Annotated in this window: 15 protein-coding genes; 10 read left to right on the forward strand and 5 right to left on the reverse strand. The window is 69.7% G+C overall.

What is annotated here, in order from left to right; all coding sequences use genetic code 11:
* The first annotated feature begins 256 nt into the window (after window positions 1-256).
* The 3 genes from I004_RS36190 to I004_RS0126410 all read left to right on the forward strand — a co-directional run bounded on the left by I004_RS36190 (window position 257) and on the right by I004_RS0126410 (window position 3102).
* Entirely contained in the window at window positions 257-1843 is a 1587-nt protein-coding gene (locus I004_RS36190; RefSeq protein WP_051345458.1) for an FAD-dependent oxidoreductase, read from the forward strand.
* Between the two features lie 72 nt (window positions 1844-1915).
* On the forward strand, window positions 1916-2251 hold the full coding sequence (locus I004_RS0126405) for a YnfA family protein (protein WP_028437961.1): 336 nt from the start codon (window positions 1916-1918) through the stop codon (window positions 2249-2251).
* Between the two features lie 56 nt (window positions 2252-2307).
* Window positions 2308-3102 carry an SDR family oxidoreductase gene (locus I004_RS0126410; protein WP_028437962.1) on the forward strand — a complete coding sequence of 265 codons (795 nt, stop codon included), beginning with the start codon at window positions 2308-2310 and terminating at the stop codon, window positions 3100-3102.
* A gap of 110 nt (window positions 3103-3212) precedes the next feature.
* Here the strand turns inward: I004_RS0126410 and I004_RS0126415 are convergent, their stop codons facing one another.
* Entirely contained in the window at window positions 3213-4406 is a 1194-nt protein-coding gene (locus I004_RS0126415; protein WP_028437963.1) for an RtcB family protein, read from the reverse strand.
* Window positions 4407-4605: 199 nt separating this feature from the next.
* On the opposite strand from I004_RS0126415, the gene I004_RS0126420 reads away from it, so the two are divergent.
* The 3 genes from I004_RS0126420 to I004_RS0126430 all read left to right on the forward strand — a co-directional run bounded on the left by I004_RS0126420 (window position 4606) and on the right by I004_RS0126430 (window position 8056).
* A complete protein-coding gene (locus I004_RS0126420) occupies window positions 4606-5568 on the forward strand; it encodes a hypothetical protein (protein WP_028437964.1) in 963 nt (320 codons plus the stop codon).
* Window positions 5569-5667: 99 nt separating this feature from the next.
* The gene (locus I004_RS0126425; protein ID WP_486580363.1) at window positions 5668-6306 is read left to right on the forward strand and encodes a DUF3558 domain-containing protein; all 639 of its coding nucleotides are present in this window, start codon (window positions 5668-5670) and stop codon (window positions 6304-6306) included.
* Window positions 6307-6433: 127 nt separating this feature from the next.
* Complete coding sequence (locus tag I004_RS0126430; RefSeq protein WP_486580382.1) at window positions 6434-8056, forward strand: DUF2637 domain-containing protein; 1623 nt, start codon at window positions 6434-6436, stop codon at window positions 8054-8056.
* Between the two features lie 25 nt (window positions 8057-8081).
* Here I004_RS0126430 and lysS read toward each other — a convergent pair whose 3' ends face one another.
* Window positions 8082-9833, reverse strand: a complete 1752-nt coding sequence (gene lysS / locus I004_RS0126435) for a lysine--tRNA ligase (protein ID WP_028437967.1) — start codon at window positions 9831-9833, stop codon at window positions 8082-8084.
* 159 nt (window positions 9834-9992) lie between these two features.
* Between lysS and argS the strand changes: the two genes are divergently transcribed.
* A complete protein-coding gene (gene argS, locus I004_RS0126440) occupies window positions 9993-11768 on the forward strand; it encodes an arginine--tRNA ligase (RefSeq protein WP_028437968.1) in 1776 nt (591 codons plus the stop codon).
* 62 nt (window positions 11769-11830) lie between these two features.
* Here argS and I004_RS0126445 read toward each other — a convergent pair whose 3' ends face one another.
* From I004_RS0126445 to I004_RS0126455, 3 genes are all read right to left on the reverse strand, one after another.
* Window positions 11831-12037, reverse strand: a complete 207-nt coding sequence (locus I004_RS0126445; protein ID WP_028437969.1) for a hypothetical protein — start codon at window positions 12035-12037, stop codon at window positions 11831-11833.
* 281 nt (window positions 12038-12318) lie between these two features.
* Entirely contained in the window at window positions 12319-15342 is a 3024-nt protein-coding gene (locus tag I004_RS0126450) for an NACHT domain-containing protein (RefSeq protein ID WP_158677108.1), read from the reverse strand.
* A gap of 263 nt (window positions 15343-15605) precedes the next feature.
* Entirely contained in the window at window positions 15606-15812 is a 207-nt protein-coding gene (locus tag I004_RS0126455) for a DUF397 domain-containing protein (protein WP_028437971.1), read from the reverse strand.
* Window positions 15813-16355: 543 nt separating this feature from the next.
* On the opposite strand from I004_RS0126455, the gene I004_RS0126465 reads away from it, so the two are divergent.
* The 3 genes from I004_RS0126465 (at window position 16356) to I004_RS0126475 (ending at window position 19573) form a co-directional block, all read left to right on the forward strand.
* A complete protein-coding gene (locus I004_RS0126465; protein ID WP_037977866.1) occupies window positions 16356-17873 on the forward strand; it encodes an FAD-binding protein in 1518 nt (505 codons plus the stop codon).
* 12 nt (window positions 17874-17885) lie between these two features.
* Window positions 17886-18560, forward strand: coding sequence for a nucleoside/nucleotide kinase family protein (locus I004_RS0126470; protein WP_028437973.1), 675 nt, complete (start codon window positions 17886-17888; stop codon window positions 18558-18560).
* A gap of 209 nt (window positions 18561-18769) precedes the next feature.
* Window positions 18770-19573 (forward strand): SAM-dependent methyltransferase, encoded by an 804-nt coding sequence (locus I004_RS0126475; protein ID WP_028437974.1) that lies wholly within the window; start codon window positions 18770-18772, stop codon window positions 19571-19573.
* Window positions 19574-19578: the final 5 nt, after the last annotated feature.

Raw genomic sequence — 19578 nt, forward strand, 5'->3', positions numbered from 1 at the left:
GCCGCGACGGACTGCCCGCGCCCGGACCTGACCCGAGCCGGCACGCCGGAGCTCCCGTGAGAGGGCCGTGTGGGGACGGGGCCTACTCCTGCCGACATCACCGACCCGCGGCCGTTCCCCGGCGCGCCCGCACCCTCCACAGTCATACCAACACCTGTAGGCCAACATGCGTTGACACTCCTTGCGGGCCGTCCTACCGTTGTGCCAACGGGCGTTGACCAACGTGCGTCGGCATGTGCATTCCGGGGAGGACTCCATGGCACGCAGCGGCACGGACGGCAAAGCTCCCACCGGCCCCCCGCACTCCGAGGCCCCCTGCACGGCGGACGTGCTCGTCGTCGGCGCCGGACCCACCGGGCTCATGGCCGCCGGTGACCTGGCCGAGGCGGGCCACAGGGTCACCCTCGTCGAGCGACGCGACGAGTCGATCAGCAACCTCTCCCGCGCACTCGTCGTGCACGCCCGCACGCTCGAGCAACTGGACGCCCGCGGGCTCGCCGACGAGCTGATCGGCACCGGCGCGCGGATGGAGACGCTCGGGTTCTTCGGACGGGCGGTGCTCCGTCCCGGGCGGCTGCCCGGGCGCTTCCCATTCGTGCTGATCACTCCCCAGTTCGAGGTGGAGAGGCTGCTGCAGCGGCGCGCCCGCAAGGCAGGGGCGACCTTCCTGTACGGCACGGAGGTCCTCGACCTCCGCCAGGACGCGGCCGGCGTCGAGTTGGACGTCACCGAGGCACGACGGCCCGGGCAGGAAGCGGACGCACAGGCCGACGACGACGGCACGGCGGAGAACGACGCCCCGGCAGCGGTCCGCACGCTGCGCGCCTCGTATCTCATCGGCACCGACGGCGTGCACAGCACCGTCCGACGCCTCCTCGGTCTGCCCTTCCCCGGCAAGTCCGTCATCCGCTCCATCGTGCTGGCCGATGTGCGGCTGTCCGATCCCCCTGACACGCCCTTCCTCGTCAACGCGGGCGAGGAGTCATTCGCGCTCATCGCCTCCTTCGGCGGCGGCTGGTACCGGGTCATGGGCTGGAACCGCCACCGGCAGCTGCCCGACAGCGCACCGGCCTTCCTCGAGGAGGTCCGGGAGTTGACTCTCGAGGCGCTGGGCTCCGACCACGGGATGCACGAACCCCGCTGGATCTCCCGCTTCCACAGCGACGAGCGGCAGGCGCCGCGCTACACGGTGGGCCGCGTCTTCCTCGCGGGCGACGCCGCTCACGTCCACTCGCCGGCCGGCGGGATGGGCATGAACACCGGACTCCAGGACGCCGCGAACCTCTCCTGGAAGCTCTCGGCGGTGCTGCGTGGCCACTCCCCCGTCACGCTGCTTGAGACGTACGACAAGGAACGGCACCCGGTCGGCACCCTCGTGCTGCGGATGAGCGGCGCGATCATCAGGCTCGCCCTCGCCCGCTCCACCGCGGGCCGCGCGCTGCGCTCCGCCGGCGCCGAAGTCGTCAACCGGGTAAGGCCGTTGGCGAACCGCGCGGTGCGCATGGTCTCCGGCATCGGCATCTCCTACCCGTCGCCTCGGGGCTCCCACTCGCTCGCCGGGAAGCGCGCGCCCGATCTGCCGCACACCTCGGGACGGCTCTACGAGACGCTGCGCAAGGGCGCGTTCGTCCTCGTCTCACCTCTCAGCGCTCAGCCCCCGGACACCAACGAGGAGGCCGACGACCGTACGGTGCACGTCCGTTCGGCAGCCGTCGGAGAGCGGGCTTTGCTGGTGCGGCCCGACGGCTACATCGCCTGGGCGAGCGACAGGCCCGATCCGCGGGGGATGCGCCAGGCGCTGGCGGAGTGGACGGGGTCACCGGCCCTGCGCGTGGCGGACTGAGGCCCGCGGCCAGCGGCGCCGCCCGGCTCCGGCGCCTCGTCGACGCCCGTCGCTCTCACGTAACCTGCGGACATGCTGATCGCGCGCTCCGTCGCCCTCTTCGCCCTCGCGGCGCTGATGGAGATCGGCGGAGCGTGGCTCGTCTGGCAGGGAGTGCGCGAACACCGCGGCTGGGCCTGGATCGGCGCCGGCCTCATCGCCCTCGGCGTCTACGGATTCGTCGCCACCCTTCAGCCCGACGCCCACTTCGGCCGCATCCTCGCGGCGTACGGGGGCGTCTTCGTCGCCGGCTCGCTCGCCTGGGGCATGGCGGTGGACGGCTTCCGCCCGGACCGCTGGGACGTAACGGGGGCGCTGGTCTGTCTCGCCGGAGTCGCGCTGATCATGTATGCACCCCGTGGTGAATGAGCGGGGCCCGCGACCGCACCGGAGACACGGGCCCCGTACGACGTAGCCTTTGCGCCATGAGCATCCGTACTGCCGTCATCAGCGGCGCCAGCAGTGGTATCGGCGCCGCCACCGCACGCCAACTGGCCGCCGCCGGCTACCGGGTTGTGCTCACAGCCCGGCGCCAGGACCGCATCGACGCCCTGGCCGCGGAGTTGACCGACGCGGGCCACGAAGCGGTGGCTCACACGCTCGACGTCACCGACCGCGCCGCCGTCGACGCCTTCGCAGCCGGGCTCGACCGCTGCGACGTCCTGGTCAACAACGCAGGGGGCGCGCTCGGCACGGACCCCGTCGCCACCGCCGACCCGGCCGACTGGCGCCGCATGTACGAAGTCAACGTCCTCGGCGTACTGCACCTCACGCAGGCGCTGCTGCCGGCGCTGTGCCAGTCTCCCCCTGGGCCTGACGGCCCGGGTGGTGCCCCCACCTCCGGCGGGGGGACGGTCGTAGTCGTCTCCTCCACCGCGGGCCTCGCGACGTACGAGGGCGGAGGCGGCTACGTGGCCGCCAAGCACGGCGCCCACGTGCTGGCCGAGACGTTGCGCCTGGAGCTGTGCGGGGAGCCCGTACGCATCATCGAGATCGCGCCCGGCATGGTGAAGACCGACGAGTTCGCCCTGACCCGCTTCCGCGGTGACGCCGAGCGCGCCGCGAAGGTCTACGAGGGCGTCGAGGAGCCGCTCACCGCGGAGGACGTGGCGGACACGATCGCCTGGACCGTGACCCGCCCCAAGCACGTCAACGTGGACCTCCTGGTCCTCCGCCCCCGCGCGCAGGCCTCGAACACGAAGGTCCACCGCGAACGCTGACGGGGCCCGGTCGTGCCCGTCCGTGACGGCCGTCCCGACGTCCCGCCACGGGCGGGCACGACCGGGTGGTGCCGCCGGCCTCGACGGCCCGCGGCGCCTCCCGGCCCGGCTCACCCCTTGACGCAGACGACCTGCTTCAGCTTCGCCACAACCTCGACGAGGTCACGCTGCTGGTCGATGACCTGCTCGATCGGCTTGTAGGCACCGGGAATCTCGTCCACGACCCCCGAGTCCTTTCGGCACTCCACGCCCCGCGTCTGCTCCGCCAAGTCGCGTGCGGAGAAGCGCTTCCGCGCTGCGTTGCGGCTCATCTTCCGGCCCGCGCCGTGCGAGGCCGACTGGAAGGAGGCGGGGTTGCCGAGCCCCTTCACGATGTACGAACCGGTGCCCATCGAACCCGGGATGATGCCGTACTCCCCGTCACCGGCCCGGATGGCGCCCTTCCGCGTCACCAGCAGGTCCACGCCGTCGTAGCTCTCCTCCGCCACGTAGTTGTGGTGGCAGGAAATCACGGGATCGAACCGGGGCTTCGCCTTCTTGAACTCCTTGCGGAGCACGTCCTTCAGCAGGCCCGTCATCACCTCGCGGTTGTGCTTCGCATACTCCTGCGCCCAGAACAGGTCGTGCCTGTATGCCGCCATCTGCGGGGTGTCCGCCACGAAGACGGCGAGATCGCGGTCGACCAGGCCCTGGTTGTGCGGGAGTTCGCGCGCCACACCGATGTGGAACTCGGCCAGTTCCTTGCCGATGTTGCGCGAGCCCGAGTGCAGCATGACCCATACGGCACCGTCGGTGTCGAGGCACAATTCGACAAAGTGGTTGCCCGAGCCAAGCGTTCCCATCTGCTTCGTGGCTCGTTCCTGACGGAATTTGACCGCTTCGGCGACGCCATCGAAGCGCTTCCAGAAGTCGGACCAGCCCGCGGTCGGGAAGCCGTGGAGCTTTCCCGGGTCGACCGGCTCGTCGTGCATCCCCCGCCCCACCGGAATCGTCTGCTCGATCTTCGAGCGGAGCCTGGAGAGATCACCGGGCAGATCGTTCGCGGTGAGGGACGTCTTCACCGCGGACATGCCGCAGCCGATGTCGACGCCGACCGCAGCCGGGCACACCGCGCCCCTCATGGCGATCACCGAACCGACCGTGGCCCCCTTGCCGTAATGCACGTCGGGCATGACCGCGAGCCCCTCGATCCACGGCAGCGTGGAGACGTTGCGCAGCTGCTGCATGGCGACGTCCTCGACGCCCGCCGGGTCGGCCCACATGCGGATCGGGACGCGGGCGCCCGGCACCTCGGTGTACGGCATGTCTCTCGACTCCCCCATGGACGGAAAACGAAAAGGCCCACTGATTCCACGAAACGGAAAAGCTGGACTTCAAGCACCAAATGCACCCCCTGGACGGACGGCCCCGGCGTGCGTGCGGTAGACATTGTCTTCCGTGGCCCCGCCACGGCTTCAACTCGTTTTCGACCCGACGGCGCAATCGCCGAGCAGGAGGCAGACAGTGCAGCGGAGGGCAAGGACGTACCTGACCGGCGTCACGCTGGCCGTCATGCTCTCCGGAGGTCTCACCGCCTGCAGCGGATCGTCCGACGAGGGCAACGGCGAGGACACCAAGGCAGACAACTCGTCCTCCGCCGCGCCCCCCGCCGAACCGGGCAAGTACCGCACGCTCCCCGAGCCCTGCGGGGCCGTCGGCATCGACACCCTCAAGAAGCTCCTCCCCGGCGCGGAGGCGGCCGAGAGCGCCGCCGGAAGTACCACGTCGGGCAAGAACGCCGAGGCCGATCCGGACTCCTCCCCGTACAAGGGCGAGGCCACCGTCACCTACGACACCGACCGCCGCGTGGGCTGCCGCTGGAAGAGCGCCACGAGCCTCGCCACCCGCCATCTCGCCGTCGACCTGGAACGCGTCGTCTCCTACGACCCGGCCGTGAGCGACGACAAGCAGGCACAGCTCCTCTACGACGAGCGCGCGGGCCAGGCCGAGATCCCGACCGACGAGGACAGCGGCTCACCGTCCGAGGACGACAACGGGGACAACGGCGAGAACGGCGAGAACGGCGACGCGAACGGCGACGCCAAGGGCGGCGACAAGAGCGAGGACGCCGAGAGCCAGGACCCGGAGAACAAGGACGGCGGCGACGACGGGAGTGAGAAATCCGACAGCGGCGCCGACGGCGAATCCGAAAAGGACCCCGACGCGTCCCAGTCACCGGATGAGGATCTCTCTCCTCGTATTCTCGACGGCATCGGCGACAACGCCTACATCGACGACCAACTGGACACCGCGGACTCAGGTGTCCACCGTGACATCACGCTCGTCTTCCGCAGCGCGAACGTGATCGCCACGATCCGGTACGACCAGTGGCTCACGGACAAGCGGCGTACCCCGGACAGCGCCGAGTTGCAGGAGAAGGCTCGCAGCGTGGCCGAAGAACTCGCCGGGGACTTCGACGACGACTGACGCAAACCGACTGGAAGCGAAGGAATCATGCCCCGTAACGCTCAGCGAACATCACAGCGACGCTCTCCGCGTCTCGCCCGGACGCTTGCCTGCGCGGCAGTGGCAGTCCCCGCGCTGCTGGTGGCGGGCTGCTCCTCCGACTCCGGCGGCGAGACCGGCGGTTCGGCCCCCACCGACAACGGCGGAGAGGCGAAAGCCGCTCCGGTGAAGATCAAGGAGCTGCCCGACGCGTGCAAGACCGTCTCCCGTGACACGGTCAAGAAGCTGACCCCGAAGACGGACAACGCGTCCGGCAAGCGGATCGGGTCCGGCAACACCAAGGACTCCGGCAGCTGCCTGTGGAGCGGCCTGGACAAGTTCGACTACAGACAGCTGACCGTCTCCCTCAAGCGCTTCGAGTCCGACGCCTCGCGCGGCTCCGGCGACGAGCTGGCCGGCACGTTCCTGACGCAGCAGGCCGACGCGGTCAAGGCGGAGAAGACCATCACGGACGTCAAGTCCTCCTCTGCCGACGGGATCGGCGACAAGGCGACGTCTCTGAGCTACAAGGTCGAGAAGAAGGACGGCAAGAAGTCCGAGGACTTCCGTGAGCACAGAATCGTGGCGCGCAGCGCCAACGTCGTCGTAACGGTCGACTACGCCGGTGCCGGCTTCGAGAGCGGCAAGACCCCCAAGGCCGACGACCTGAAGAAGAACGCCGAGAAGGCGGCCAAGGAAGCAGTCGCTTCCCTGAAGTGACGCCCCGCCCCGTGGCGCACCCGTGCGGCAAGGACTTGACGCATGTGCCAGTCTGGTGCGCCGCGCAGGTTTCCAAGGGTGGGGGACAACTCCAGTGCAGGCCGTTCAACTGACTCGTACACACCGCATATTGGTCGCGGTGGTCGTCATCGGTGCCGTGACGATCGCCGCAATCGGATTCGCCGGTTCCTTCGCCGCCGTGCGCGACCTCGCCGAGCGGAAGGGCTTCGGTGCCTTCGCGCCGTTCTTCCCGATCGGCATCGACGCGGGCATCGTCGTGCTGCTCGCGCTGGACCTGCTGCTCACCTGGATCCGCATCCCCTTCCCGCTGCTGCGCCAGACGGCGTGGCTGCTGACCGCGGCCACCATCGCCTTCAACGGCGCCGCCGCCTGGCCCGACCCGCTCGGCGTGGGGATGCACGCGGTCATCCCCGTGCTCTTCGTCGTGGCGGTCGAGGCCGCGCGGCACGCGATCGGCCGGATCGCGGACATCACCGCCGACAAACACATGGAGGGCGTGCGCATCTCGCGCTGGCTGCTCGCCTTCCCCTCCACCTTCCGGCTGTGGCGCCGGATGAAGCTGTGGGAACTGCGCAGTTACGACGAAGTCATCCGCATGGAACAGGAACGGCTCGTCTACGAGGCCCGGTTGCACGCCCGGTACGGGCGCAACTGGCGGCGCAAGGCCCCCGTCGAGTCGCTGATGCCGCTCAAGCTCGCGCGCTACGGCGTTCCGCTCTCCGAGACCGGGCCCTCGGGTCTGGCGGCGGCCGGCATCGACGCGCCCGCGACGCTGACGCGCACGAGCGGCGCGGCGCCGGGGCTCACGTCCAAGGCCGAGGGGCGCCGGCGCGCCGAACTCACGGCGGGCGCCGAGCAGCCGGAGGGCGCCGAGCAGCCGGAGGGTGCGGAGAGCCGCGGGGAGCGCCGGGACGGACGCGAGGCAGCGGCGACACAGGGGCAGGCGCAACCGCCACAGCAGTACGTGGAGCACGCGTACGAGGACCAGGACCGGTACGGGGAGTACGCGAACGAGCAGCAGGACCGGTACGGCGAGTACGGGTACGAACAGCAGGCGCAGTACGGGCAGTTGGGGCCCGTGGAACCGGAGCAGCCCCAGCAGCCCCAGCAGCCCCAGCAGCCCCAGCAGCCGAACGACGGCACCGCACCCGCACAGACCCGGCAGACGCCGCAGCGCCCGCAGGCCGACGACGGCACCGCCCGTGAACCGGCCCCCGGCCGCGAGCCCGAACCCTCCCGCGACTACACCTACGCCTCGGAGACACAGCCCTCCGGCCCTCAGGTCACCGTCCCCGTCGGACCGGGCCGGCGCCGCGCGCTGGGCAACTCCAACGCGCCCGGCGGCGGCAGCGGCCCCGCTTATCTCCCTCCCCAACGGGCCCAGGAACAGCAGCTGTTCGTGGAGCCGCCGCCAACCGTCGGCGCGGGCGACGAGTACGACTTCGTGCCCGAGCGCGATCCGGCACCACCCGCGCCGTCCGCCTCCGACGAGGCGGAGCCGGTGGGCATACCGGACGGCGTGCCCCGTGACGAGTTCTACTTCCTCGCCTACCGCCAGTTCGTCGCCGCGCAGGCCAGCTTCCCGAACGCGCGACAGCTCTCCCGTGCCCTGCACGAGCGGCACGGCGTGACCAACATCGACGGATCGCTGCTCAGCGAGGCCTATCTGCGCACCTACATGCGGGAGTTCAAGGAGCGCTACAACACGGAGATGGGGCTCGCGGGCTGAACGCCCCGCTCAGGGCAGCCCCGCGTCACGCGCCCAGCAGCTTGCGAACGCGGTCCGATCCCACCGCCAGCAGCAGCGTCGGCAGCCTCGGCCCCGTCTCGCTGCCCACGAGCAGCTTGTAGACGAGCGCGAAGAACGACCGCTGCGCCACCTTCAGTTCGGGCGTCGGCTTGGCGTCCGGATCGATGCCCGCCTGCACCTTCGGCACCCCGTACACGAGCTGCGTCAGGCCTTCGAGCGACCAGTGGTCCTCCAGCCCGTCCAGCAGCAGGCGCAGCGACTCGCGCTGCTCGTCCTCCAGCGACTCCAGCAGGGCCGTGTCGGGCTCGTCCCGCACTCGCGTGCGCTGCTCCGCCGGGACCTGTGTGGTGATCCAGCGCTGCGCGCGGTCCAAGCGAGGGCGGACCTCGTCCAGGGAGCGCACGGGACGCTCCGGGTCCAGCTCGCTCAGGATCCGCAGCGTCTGCTGGTCGTTGCCCGCGGTCACGTCCACCACGGACGCGAGCGTGCGGTACGGCAGCGGACGCGGCGTCGAGGGCAGCGGCCCGGCGGCCGTCGAGGAGGCACGCAGATGGGCGGCGAGGTCCGCGGGCTGCGCGGTGCCCGCGGCGATCTTGCGCTCCAGGGCGTCCCACTCGTCGTACGTGCGCTGGATCTCCTGGTCGAAGGCGACCTTGAAGGACTGGTTCGGCCGGCGGCGCGCGTAGAGCCACCGCAGCAGCGGACCCTCCATGATCCCGAGCGCGTCGGCCGGTGTGGGCACACCGCCCTTCGACGACGACATCTTCGCCATGCCGCTGATCCCGACGAACGCGTACATCGGGCCGATGGGCTGCTCGGCGCCGAAGATCTCCTTCACGAGCTGCCCGCCGACGACGAAGGACGATCCGGGCGACTGGTGGTCGACGCCGCTGGGCTCGAAGATCACGCCCTCGTACGCCCAGCGCATCGGCCAGTCGACCTTCCACACGAGCTTGCCGTGGTCGAACTCGCGCAGCAGCACGGTCTCGCTGTGCCCGCAGCTGCCGCAGGTGTATGTCAGCTCGGTCGTCGCGTCGTCGTAGGCGGTCACCGTGGTGGTGTCCCGCTCGCAGGCCGTGCAGTACGGCTTGTACGGGTAGTACGCGCCGCCGCCCGCACCCGAGCCGTCGTCCTCGGCGGCGGCGCCCGAGCCCTCTTCGGCCTCGATCTCCGCGGCGTCCGGTTCGCCCTGCTTCTGCTTCTGCTTCTTGCCGCCGGAACCCGAGGCGGCCTTGTCGAGCGTGCGGTAGCGGTCCAGCACCGCGTCGATGCGCTCCCGTTCGCGCATGGCGAAAAGGATCTGCTCGCGGTAGGCGCCCGAGGTGTACATCTCCGTCTGGCTGATGCCCCGGTACTCGACGCCGAGCTCGGCGAGGGAGTCCGCCATCGCCGCCTTGAAGTGCTCGCCCCAGCTTCCGTGCGGACTGCCGGGAGGCGCGGGCACGGAGGTCAGCGGCTTGCCGATGTGCTCGTCCCACGAGGAGTCGACGCCCTCGACGCCGGCGGGCACCTTGCGGAACCGGTCGTAGTCGTCCCAGGAGATGATGTGCTCGCACGCCACACCGCGCCGCTTGATCTCGTCGGCGACCAGGTGCGGCACCATCACCTCGCGCAGGTTGCCCAGGTGGATCGGGCCGGACGGTGAGAGCCCGGACGCGCAGACGACCGGTTTGCCGGGCGCGCGACGCTCCGCTTCGGCGATGACGTCATCGGCGATGCGGGAGACCCAGTCGGTCTCGACGGCGGTCTGAGGCACGTCCGGCACTTCCTTCTCTCTGCGCTGCCATGTCTGCGGGGCCCATTCTCCCACTGCGCAGCGCACGGTTTCACACGGATAACCGCGGCGACGGCCCGGGGACCCGCGTGAAATACTCGTATTCCGACCCATCACCCACGTACGGAACGGCTCGCATTCATGCCCTCGGTCCCGTCGCTCGCCGCCACGCTCCACAAGCGCCTCGCGGAGGCCCTCTCGGCTGCCCTGCCGGAGGGCACTCCCGGAGAGTGGATCGACCCCATGCTGCGACGCAGCGACCGGGCGGACTTCCAGGCCAACGGCGTCCTCGCACTCGCGAAGCGCGTCAAGGCGAACCCGCGTGACCTGGCAGGCAAGGTCGTGGAGAGCCTGCCGCCGAACGAGGAGATCGCCTCCGCCGAGGTCTCCGGCCCCGGCTTCCTCAACGTCGACGTCACCGACGCGGCCGTTCTCCGCAATCTCGCGGCCCGCTGCGACGACGAGCGGCTGGGCGTCCCGTACGCCGAGCAGCCCGGCACCACGGTGATCGACTACTCGCAGCCGAACGTGGCGAAGGAGATGCACGTCGGCCATCTGCGCTCGACGGTCATCGGTGACGCGATCACCCAGATCCTGGAGCACCGGGGCGAGAAGGTCATCCGGCGCCACCACATCGGCGACTGGGGCACCCAGTTCGGCATGCTCATCCAGTACCTGGTCGAGCACCCGCACGAGCTGGACCACGAGTCGGACTCGGCCGACGCGAAGGACGAGGGCGAGGCCGCGATGGCGCGCCTCAACCGGCTCTACAAGGCGGCCTATTCGGTCTTCGAGACGGACGAGGAGTTCAAGGCGCGTGCCCGGGACCGGGTCGTGTCCCTCCAGTCCGGCGACGAAGAGTCCCTCGCCCTCTGGCACAAGATCGTCGACGAGTCCAAGACCTACTTCCAGGGCGTCTACGAGGTCCTCGACGTCGAGATCCGGGACGAGGACATCGTCGGCGAGAGCGCCTACAACGACGGTCTGCAGGCCGTGGTGAAGGATCTGGAGTCCTCCGGCGTCGCCGTGCGCTCCGAGGGCGCCCTGTGCGTCTTCTTCGACGACGTGAAGGGCCCCGACGGCACACCCACGCCGCTGATCGTGCAGAAGTCCAACGGCGGCTTCGGCTACGCCGCGACCGACCTCGCCGCGATCCGGGACCGCATCGGTGAACTCGGCGCCGACACCGTCCTGTACGTCGTGGACGCCCGGCAGGCCCTGCACTTCCGCATGGTCTTCGAGACCGCGCAGCGTGCCGGCTGGCTCCCCGAGGGCGCGGCCCGGCAGCTCGCCTTCGGCACGGTCCTCGGCAAGGACGGCAAGCCGTTCAAGACGCGGGCCGGCGCATCGGTGCGGCTGGTGGACCTGCTGGAGGAGGCGACGCAGCGCGCGGCCGTGGTCGTACGGGAGAAGGCCCAGGACCTCAGCGAGGACGAGATCCAGGAGCGTGCCGCCCAGGTCGGCATCGGCGCGGTCAAGTACGCGGACCTGTCCAACTCGATGACGCGCGACTACGTCTTCGACCTGGACCGGATGGTCTCCCTCCAGGGCGACACCAGCGTGTATCTCCAGTACGCCTACGCACGCATCCAGTCCATCTTCCGCAAGGCGGGCGGCGAGAAGCCGCAGGTGCACCCGACGCTGGAACTCGAGCCGGCGGAGCGCGCGTTGGCGCTGCATCTGGACGAGTTCGGCGACACCTTGGCCGCTGTGGCAGAGAGCTACGAACCGCACAAGCTGGCCGCGTACCTCTATGAACTGGCCACGCTCTACAGCCCGTTCTACGAGAACTGCCCGGTGCTGAAGGCGGAGACGCCGCAGCTGGTGCAGAACCGGCTGTTCCTGTGCGACCTCACGGCCCGCACGCTCCGCCAGGGCATGACGCTGCTCGGCATCCGCACGCCCGAGCGGCTCTGAGAACGCCGCCGCCCCGGCCGGTGGACGGCCGGGGCGGAGCTGTTCCTGTCGTGCGAAATGCTTCAGCTGTAGGGAAGGTTGTCGCCCTGGTGGCCTCCGCCACCGCCCATCCGGGCCTTGTACTTCCACTGGTTGCTGTAAGGGTCCACGCCGGCGGCGACCCGTCCATCCGCGCTCAGGCCGGTCCCCCGCTTCCTCCGCCTGGAGACGACGGCAGCCATGCCGATGAGGAGCGCCACGCAGACAACCAACGCGACGAACACGACCATCTGTTCATTCCCCCTTGGTACTTCTTGGTCCTTGGTCGTTCCGGACTCTTCACCACGCGTTCCCGGCGGCGGCGAAGCCGAAATCTGATCTGAGGAAGATCAGAGGTTCCATTAGTGACGATTCCTCTTGGTCCTTGGTCCTTGGTCCGTGAGGAGTTCGAGGGTCTCGGGACTGAATGGTCCACCTCTGTGGATCGGCGACCGCCCCGACGTGCGCCCTCGGGGCTCGCCACACCGCTGAGGCCCGGCCGGTGCAGCGGCCGAACGCTTGTTGCCCCGCGTCATTTCCCGGGCGGCGGGAGTCGGTACAGGTGGGTCGCGCCGTCGAAGGTGGCCGCCAGTTGGTCGCCGTCCGGGCTCAGGGCCACTTCGTCGATGTAGTCGTACGTTTTGATGGGTGAGACGTCCATCTTCCGGCACTGACTGTCCCAGAGGAGCACGGCCTTTTTTCTGGTGGCGATGAACCGTGTGCCGTGGGCGTCGATTCGTGGCATCGCCGATTCACCTCGGATTGCGCATCGGAGTTCGCCGCTCTTCAGGTCGCGCACCTCGGTTCTGTAATCGCGTTCCGAGCGAATGACAGACCTTATGAGTGTTTTGCCGTCATTCACGGCCGAGAGATCGCCCTCAAGCGACACTCCCCCCGGGGCCTTCACGCGGGACTCCTTTCCGGTGCCCATGTCCCGCGCCAGCAGATCCTCCCGCTCAGTCGCCATCATCAGGTAGCGACCGCCCGTGCTCAATATCACCTTGGAGGCGGGTGGTTCAGGGCCGTTCACGAGTTGAGGCGACCTCAGTCGCGCAGGACCGTTCCACGGAACTTGCCACGCCCTCGAGATGGGCTCGTCACTGCCCATTTTGGGCTCGAGTAACACCGCGCCCTTCTCGCCCGTAGCGATTCCGCCGCCCTCATAAACGGGTGGTGCGTTAAGCCTCCCTGCCGTGACCCCTTCTCCCGTTTCGGTGTTCCACCGTCGCACAATTTTCTGATCGTCAACCGTAATGAGGACGTGCTGTCCCGGTGGCCCGAACGCCATTGCCTCGACGTTGCCGGTGGGCAAGGTCGTGCGAGAGGTGTCCTCGGTCAGGGTCTGGTTGACGAGGAGGGCGCCTGTCGCGAACACGGATACGGCGGCGGCAAGTTGGAAGCGGCGTCGGCGGACGATCCGGGTTTGGAGGACCGGTTCACGATCTTGTGCCAGGGAGCGGCTGGCGAGACGTTCTTGTAGGCGGATGTGGCGGAATTGGTACTGGCCGCCGGACTGGCGCAGCAGTTGGCGCTCTCGGGCGTCGGCCAGGGACCGGGCGTATCGCCAGGGCAGTTGGCCCTTTATCGCGAGGACGAGGTGGAGCAGGGCGAATCGTGGCCAGGCTCGGGAGAGGAGGATCAGAAGGGCGAGTACGGCACCGGGCAGCGCGGTGACAGCAAGTGTCGGCAGGAGCCGGTCGTAGATGCCCGTCTCGATGGCCGTCTGGGAGGCGGCTTCGGTCAGGGACATCTTCGATTCCCCGGTCAGCGCCAGGACCGCGATGAGCGCGGTAGAGGCGGCTGCGCACAGCAGCGGGAAACCTGTGATCCCGAGGACGGTTCCGGCCAAGCCCGCACCCAGTACGGACGAGCTGCGGTCCTGGTTCAGCAGTCCCATGGGGGTGGTGCGAGTGGAGTGTTGGGGTGGGGTGTTGAACCAGTTGCGGACGGCGAAGGCCAGACCGATGGCGGTCGCGGCGCCCACGGCGACTGCGGTCAACCGGACGGCGAAGACCAGTGCCGTTGGAGACCATTGATCGTCGGCGGTCACGAGGACGCCAGCGGAGCCCAGCAGGGTTACGGCTACGAGCGATGTCAGGGCGAAGCCGGTGCGGAATCCGCTGCGCAGCCGGTCCAGGGAGCCGCGTAGGGCGAAGGATATGCGGCCCGGTGGCTGGTCCGGGGCCCCGTACCAGGTGAGCATCACCAAGACCGCCACCGTCACGCCGGTCCAGACGGGCCAACCGATCTGGTGCAAGTGGGCCGCCTTCTGCGCCGCTGTCACGGCAAGCAGGAAGATCAGCCCGACCCCGATGCCGATCAGGAGTCCGGTCCAGCGGGAGAGGAGGCGGCGACTCATGAGCCACCATGCGAGGTCCCGTTCGCGGTGCTGGTGGAGGTAGGTGGCCAGGAACGTCAGCCATCGCTCCGCCTTCCGTGACTCCTCCTGCCAGCTGCTGTCCGTCTGCTGGGGGAGGGTGCCCGGTCGTGGGGCGTAGGCGGCGGGGATGGTGTGGTCGACGAGGTGGTCTTCGGTGGCGTGCCGGCCGTCGAAGTCGAGGAGTTCGCGCGGGTCCCGGTCGCAGTTGCGGTAGACGACGCGTGCGAGGGAGAGCGCCAGAGGGGTAGACAGCGCGGTGGCCGCCTGCCCGTCGGGATGTCGCCGTAGATGGGTGTAGACCGGTTCCCAGTCCACTCCGTCCGGCCAGTTGACCTCGGTCAGGTAGGCGATGGTGTCCGGCACGGACACCGGTGCCACCTCGACCACCGGTGCTCGGCGAAGTGGGGGCGAGCCGCCCTCGATCACGTCCTGGTATTCGACTGACCGGCAGGTCACTACGACGCCGCGGCCACCACCGCATGCCTCGTTGAGGCCCCGTACGGCGTTGCGGCGGGCCGCTTCGGGTATCTCGTCGAGCCCGTCGAGTACCGGCAGCAGCATCCGCCGGTTCAGCAGCCGACGCGGGACCTGCGGTTGTCCGCCGTAGTAGGAGGTGGCCAGGGTGCCGACGATCCAGTCATCCAGTGATTCGCTGACCGGGTCCCAGCCCGAGACGGACAGCAGTACGGGGACGGGACTGTGCGGGGCGCGGTCGGCCAACAGGCCGAGCGTCAGCATGATGGCAAGGACGGTCTTTCCGGCCCCCGGCTCTCCAAGGACCACCAGCCTGCTGCTGGGCACTTGCCGAAAGCCGGCCGCCAGTTGGGAAGCAGCGCGGTGGAAGTCCCCTTCCAGGCGGCCGTCGAGAGAGAGCCGCGTGACGCGTCCGGCTTGAGGTCCGACGACGGTCTCGGTCGGGGCAGTCACCGGTCGGGCCGTGGCCGCCCAGGACAGCGGGATCACTGCCGGGTCCCGCAACTGACGGTGCTCGACCTCGTCCGACCACTGCTCCCGCACCGTGGCCGCCAACTGGTCGGCGGCTTCGGCCGCATCGGGCGGGGGCGGCGGCGGGGGGAGGAACTGGGCGACCGCCGCCGCGAGCGACCACAGCCCGGCGAACATGCTCACGACGCCGACCAGTTCCGCCTCTGCCTTTACGTTGGCTGTGAACAGCACCCATGCCAGGTGAAGCGACGCGTAAGTGAATAAGGCGAACAGGATGAGCCGCAGCCAACGGCGCCGCGAATGCTGGGGAATGCGTATCACCCGCACCACAGTGCCATGCACGTGTCCCAGATCACCAAACGGTCCTGCGCGCGCCGTCACCGCCAAAGGGAGTCGAATACGCGTCAGTTCTGATTCAGGGCGCGGACCTTCGGTTCTGTCACGGCTGCGGAGCCGGCCAGGCCAGGGACTCACGTGGCATGGCCCGCGGGCGGCTATCCCGCGGCGAAGCCCGTGAACGCGCTCCAACTGGCCGCGCCGAACGCGAGTTGAGAGCCGGCGACGTCCTTCGAGTCCCGCACGCGGACCCTGCCGGGTACAACGGCCGAGACCTCGACGCACTCCGGGCCGTCGTTGCTGCTGTAGCTGCTCCTGACCCATTCAGGCGTGGAGCCGTTCTCGGCAACGGACTTGAGCGTCATGTGTCTCCCAAGGCTTCTGCGACCAGGGCCAGGGACTCACTCGGTGTAAGCGCCTGCGCACGGATGATCCCATACCGCATATCCAGGAGCTGGACTTCCCTTGGATCGGAGATGAGGCGGCTGGTGAGCTGGACTTCGGCGTGCCCCACCGCCGTACCACCCCTGAGCTTCAGACGAGCCGGCCGACCGTCCGTACCACTGCTGCGGTGTCGTCCGCGTCGTCCTCGTCCCGTACCGGCCGCTCGCTGCCGTCGGGACCGCGTTCCGCGCCCTCGCTCATGCCCGCCTCCGGTGACCCCGTACCCCGCCCCTGCCCGTCCTGGTCAACCGGTGCCGGGGACGTACCGTCACGCGCAGGAGCCGGTACACAGGCCGTACAGGCCGTACAGACGGGGGCGGGGCGCGGCAGGGGGACGGCCTCCCCAGGGCTTTCGACCTGGGGAGGTCCCCCTGTCCGGCGGGTAAAGGCGCGCGCGTCCACACGGACGCGCGTAGCATCCACCGCCGGGAGACACCCGCTGACGCCGCATCAGGAGGACACCCATGAGCCGGGAAAGTTCAGAACCCTCGAGACGGACCGCTGCCCTGTACGGCCTGGCCACCGCGGCCGTCGTCGGATTCGATCCCACGGCACGCGCCTGGGCAACGGAACGCACCCGGCCACCGCGTTCCGCGAGCGGCGACTTCGACGATGTGCCGCCCCTGGACGGGGAATTGCTCACCGACGACGCCTCGCGCGACGCTGCGGCCGAGGACTTCGGGCACATCGTCCACCGCCGCCCGGCAGCGGTTCTGCGCCCCGGTTCGGTCGACGACGTCGTGGTGATGGTCCGCTTCTGCCGCAAGCACGGCATCCCTGTGGCGCCCCGCGGCCAGGGGCATGCGACGCACGGGCAGGCGCAGACCGAGGGCGGCCTGGTGATCGAGACCGCCCCGCTGAAGGACATCGGTCCCGTCAAGGACAGCACGGTGACCGTCGGCGCGGGCGCGCGCTGGAGCGCCGTCGCCAAGTCCACACTGCCGCAAGGGCTCACGCCTCCGGTCTTCACCGACTATCTTGAACTCTCCGTCGGCGGCACGCTGTCCGTCGGCGGTCTCGGCGGTCAGGCCCACCGGCACGGCACCCAGACCGACGCCGTCACCGAACTCCAAGTCGTCACGGGCGCGGGCGAATTGGTGCGCTGCTCGGCGACGAAGCACGCGGACCTGTTCGACGCCGTACGTGCGGGCCTGGGCCAGTGCGCGGTCGTGGTGGGTGCGACGCTCCGCCTCGTACGGGCTCCGAAGACGGTGCGGCACTTCCAACTCCCCTACCGCGACCTGGCCGTCTTCCTCGAGGACCAGCGGCGGCTGACCACCGAGGGCCGCTTCGACTACGTCGAGGGCCTCGTGCTCCCCGACGACACCGGCGCGTTCCGCGTCCATGTGCTGGAGGCCGTCGCGTACGGGCCTCCCCCAGAGTCTTCGACCTGGGAGGTGCCCCCGGCGGGCCCCGAGCCCGACGACGAGGCGCTGCTGGCAGGGCTGCGCTTCGAGAGCGCGGGCATGACCGCGGACACCCTCGACTACTTCACGTTCCTCGACCGACTCGCCCCCTCCGTCGCCGACCAGAAGGAACAGGGCCTCTGGGACGACCCGCACCCGTGGCTCAACCTGCTGCTGCCGTCGGCGTCCGTCGAGCCCCTGGCCTCCGGCATCCTCGACGCTCTGAAGCCGGAGGACGTCGGTACGAGCGGGGTGGTGCTGCTGTACCCGCTGCGCAGGGACGTGCTGCACACGCCGATGCTCCGGATGCCGGACGACCCGGCGCCGTACCTGCTCGCCGTGCTGCGCACCAGCCCGCCGGACGAGCCCGCCACCGTCGACCGGCTGCTCGCGGCCAACCGTGCCGCGTACGAGAAGGTCCGCGACGCCGGAGGTAAGCAGTACCCGGTGGGCTCCATCCCCTTCCACCGCTCCGACTGGCGGGACCACTTCGGCCGCGCCTGGCCCGCTCTGGAGGCGGCCCGCCGCCGCTACGACCCGGCGGGCATCCTCGTCCCGGGCCAGGGCATCTTCTGACCGGAGGGGACGATGAGTTCACAGGAGGCGTCGGCCGACCCGCAGGACCTGTTGGCCAGAGCGGCACGGCTCGCGGCTGGGGGGACCCCCACCCAGGCCGAAGGCCCTGGGGGCGGCCGGCGCATCCTGGGGATCGCGGGGCCGCCGGGCGCCGGCAAATCCACCCTGGCGGCCTTCCTGGTCGACTCCCTCGGTCCGGCCCGGGCCGTGCAGGTCCCGATGGACGGCTTCCATCTCGCCGACGCCGAACTGCGCCGCCTCGGCTGCCTCGACCGCAAGGGTGCGCCGCACACGTTCGATCCGTACGGCTACGCGGCGCTGCTGCGGCGGCTCCGCGATCCGCGCGAGGGCGAGACCGTCTACGCGCCGGGATTCGACCGGGAGTTGGAGCAGCCCGTCGCCGGGTCCCTGCCGGTGCCGCCGGACGTCCCGCTCGTCGTCACGGAAGGCAACTACCTGCTGCTGGACGAGCCGGCGTGGCGGCCGGTCCGCCCGCTGCTGGACGCGTGCTGGTGGGTGAGCCTCGACGAGGGCATGCGGCTGGGCCGGCTCATCGACCGGCATGTGCGGTACGGGAAGTCGCCCTCCGAGGCGGAGAGTTGGGTGCACCGCTCCGACGAGGCCAACGCCCGCCTCATCGCCGCGGGCCGCGAGGCCGCCGACCTCGTCGTCGAATTCCCGCACTGAACGCCGCGGCCCGCCATCTTCCTCGAGCGGCCGGGGCTGACGTCCAGGTCACCGGCGCAAAGCTGCCGCCGCACAGGACCTTCAACACGCAACCATCGTTCTGATAGTTTCAATTCGGCTGCACCGAAGGGCTGTTGACGAACCGGCAAGGGCACGGACGTGATTCGCCCTGCACCCGTCCTGGCAGCGGCAGAAGAGGAAGCACAGCGATGACCGGATCCGGCGCACGTCCCCAGCAGATCGACACCAGCAAGGCACACTCCGCCCGGATGTACGACTACTACCTCGGCGGCAAGGACTGGTATCCGGTCGATCAGGAGGCTGCGGAGAAGGTCAAGCAGGTCTTCCCCTTCATCGTCACCGGTGCGCGCGCCAACCGGGACTTCATGCACCGCGCGACGCGGACGCTCGCCACCGAGTACGGCGTGCGGCAGTTCATCGACATCGGCACCGGCATCCCCACCGAGCCCAACCTGCACCAGGTCGCGCAGGAAGTGGCCCCGGACGCACGCGTGGTCTACGCCGACAACGACCCGACGGTGCTGGAGTACACCGATGCGCTGACCCTCAGCAGCGCGGAGGGCAAGACCGCCTACGTGCACGCGGACCTGCGTCATGACGCCGTGCTGGAATCACGGGAGCTCCGCGCAACTGTCGATCTGGACAAGCCCGTTGCGCTCTCGATGCTGGCGGTGACCCACTTCCTCCCGGACGAGGACGGGCCCGTGGAGATCGTCCAGGAAATGGTCCAGCGGCTCGCCCCCGGCAGCTTCCTGGTGCTCTCGCACGCCACCCCCGACTTCAACCCGGCTGCGGAGAAGGCCGTCGAGGTCTACCGGGCGAGTGGAACGCCGGCGCAGATACGCACCAAGTCCGAGATCATGCGCTTCTTCGAGGGCACGGAGCTGATAGAGCCGGGCCTGACCACGACTCACCGCTGGCGCCCCGAGGGCGACTCCGGCATCACCGACGCGGACGCGTTCTTCTACGCCGGCATCGGAAGGAAGCCCTGACCGGT

The sequence above is a fragment of the Streptomyces sp. TAA486 genome (assembly GCF_000426165.1).

What these genes read in the sequence shown, in the direction of transcription:
- I004_RS0126475 (WP_028437974.1), top strand. Translation starts at nt 18,770, where the DNA reads ATGACCGGATCCGGCGCACGTCCCCAGCAGATCGACACCAGCAAGGCA.
- I004_RS0126405 (WP_028437961.1), top strand. Translation starts at nt 1,916, where the DNA reads ATGCTGATCGCGCGCTCCGTCGCCCTCTTCGCCCTCGCGGCGCTGATG.
- I004_RS0126465 (WP_037977866.1), top strand. Translation starts at nt 16,356, where the DNA reads ATGAGCCGGGAAAGTTCAGAACCCTCGAGACGGACCGCTGCCCTGTAC.
- I004_RS0126470 (WP_028437973.1), top strand. Translation starts at nt 17,886, where the DNA reads ATGAGTTCACAGGAGGCGTCGGCCGACCCGCAGGACCTGTTGGCCAGA.
- argS (WP_028437968.1), top strand. Translation starts at nt 9,993, where the DNA reads ATGCCCTCGGTCCCGTCGCTCGCCGCCACGCTCCACAAGCGCCTCGCG.
- I004_RS0126415 (WP_028437963.1), bottom strand. Translation starts at nt 4,406, where the DNA reads ATGCCGTACACCGAGGTGCCGGGCGCCCGCGTCCCGATCCGCATGTGG.
- I004_RS0126445 (WP_028437969.1), bottom strand. Translation starts at nt 12,037, where the DNA reads ATGGTCGTGTTCGTCGCGTTGGTTGTCTGCGTGGCGCTCCTCATCGGC.
- I004_RS0126410 (WP_028437962.1), top strand. Translation starts at nt 2,308, where the DNA reads ATGAGCATCCGTACTGCCGTCATCAGCGGCGCCAGCAGTGGTATCGGC.
- I004_RS0126455 (WP_028437971.1), bottom strand. Translation starts at nt 15,812, where the DNA reads ATGACGCTCAAGTCCGTTGCCGAGAACGGCTCCACGCCTGAATGGGTC.
- I004_RS36190 (WP_051345458.1), top strand. Translation starts at nt 257, where the DNA reads ATGGCACGCAGCGGCACGGACGGCAAAGCTCCCACCGGCCCCCCGCAC.